Consider the following 511-nt stretch of genomic DNA (forward strand, 5'->3'; position numbering starts at 1 on the left):
GGAATAGCTGTTGCGTCTAGCGAAGATTTCTTCTGCTTCTTCATATTTCTTCATGCGAGGAACGTAGTCTTTTCTTAATTTATGAAGCAGCTTTTTAAGACCACGTCTTCTGGCTTTTCTAGGCGAGCCGCCAGGAATAGCTTTAGGTTCTTGCTCAATTTCTTCAGTCAGCTTTTCAATCTCAGCTTCGGTTTCTTGTGCTAGTTCTGTCAAGCCTTGACTGGTCTGGACTTTTTCTTGAGCCATTGCTTTAACAACTTCTTTGGCAATCAGTTCATCATAAAGCTCAACTCCTTTGCGCCAGACAAAAGTATAGCGATTGGCATCAGCTTCGATCTTAGTACCATCATAGGCACGTTTTCTTCCAGCATTAATTCAATCTTTCTGCCTGAAAATACTTTTCTGGAATAAGCAAAAAGCAAGATCTAAGTATCATGGCTGGATGATAAGCTGGCCGACCAGTTTTAGCAGTATCACCCAGCAAGACATCTTCGGGAATAGAATCGACGAA

At 41.7% G+C, this 511-nt stretch carries 1 pseudogene; it reads right to left on the reverse strand.

Annotated features, from left to right (window positions below):
• A pseudogene (locus HMPREF0518_RS09945) lies at nucleotides 1-511 on the reverse strand (transposase); the annotation flags it as partial.

Origin of the sequence: Lactobacillus helveticus DSM 20075 = CGMCC 1.1877 (assembly GCF_000160855.1) — a bacterium.
GTDB lineage: Bacteria > Bacillota > Bacilli > Lactobacillales > Lactobacillaceae > Lactobacillus > Lactobacillus helveticus.